Source organism: Pseudomonas sp. 21LCFQ010 (assembly GCF_024129905.1).
Taxonomy (GTDB): domain Bacteria; phylum Pseudomonadota; class Gammaproteobacteria; order Pseudomonadales; family Pseudomonadaceae; genus Aquipseudomonas.
This window is the reverse complement of sequence record NZ_JAMYDZ010000066.1, coordinates 1-1,022: the sequence shown is the minus strand read 5'-3', so window position 1 is coordinate 1,022 and position 1,022 is coordinate 1. Positions and strand designations below refer to the sequence as shown.

Annotated in this window: 1 protein-coding gene; it reads left to right on the top strand. The window is 53.1% G+C overall.

Annotated features, from left to right (window positions below):
• Positions 1–60: 60 nt before the first annotated feature.
• Positions 61–1,022, top strand: a 962-nt coding sequence (locus tag NJC38_RS28995) for an IS630 family transposase (protein WP_253118193.1), incomplete at its 3' end; no start/stop codon positions are given.

The following is a 1,022-nucleotide window of genomic DNA, read 5'->3' as shown; positions in this document are numbered from 1 at the left end:
TACCAATGAAAATATGGTCTATGCTCATTTGAAACCCACTCGTGAGAGCTGAGCATTTATATGGGCCGACCAGCGACTGTCATTGTCTTGTCTGAAGCCGAAAAAGCCGAGCTTCTACGCCGCGTTAAACAGCGTAAGGGCGCGCAGGATGCCTGCGTTCGTGCCGAAATTATCCTGGCATGCGCAGAGGGCGAATCTGGAAATGCCATTGCCCAGCGCCTCAACGTCAGCAAGGACGTGGTCTCGCGGTGGCGGACGCGCTTTTCAAAATGGGGGCTGATTGGCCTGAATGATGAGCATCGTTCGGGCCGTCCGCGCACAATCAGTGATGAACAAGTGCAGAAGGTGGTTGATCAGGTTCTGAAGAGCAAACCCGAAGACGCCAGCCATTGGAGTACCCGGCAAATGAGTCGGGAAACAGGAATATCTCCGGCTAGCGTGATGCGTATCTGGCATGCCTTCGGGATCAAACCTCACCTGGAGAAAACCTTCAAGCTTTCTACCGATCCGCTTTTCGTCGACAAAGTGCAGGACATCGTGGGCCTTTATTTGAACCCGCCTGAGAGAGCACTGGTGTTATGTGTTGATGAGAAAAGTCAGATCCAGGCGTTGAACCGCACACAACCAGGGCTGCCTTTAGCGCTTGGAAATCCTGCGACACGCACGCACGATTACAAGCGCCATGGGACGACTTCTCTGTTTGCGGCTCTGGATGTAGCAACGGGCGAAGTCATTGGTCGGTTAAAGCGCCAACATCGCAGTGTCGAATTTCTATCGTTTCTCAAAGAGGTAGATGCCTCGGTACCGAGCGATGTGCCGATCCATCTGATTATGGACAACTACGCAACGCACAAGACCGACAAGGTCAAAGCGTGGCTGGCCGCACGTCCTCGTTACAGCATCCATTTCACCCCCACGTCTGCCTCATGGATGAATCTGGTGGAGCGTTTCTTCTCAACACTGAGCGAGAAATGGATCAAGCGCCAGGCTCATGTCAGCGTGAAGGATTTAGAGGCCTCAAT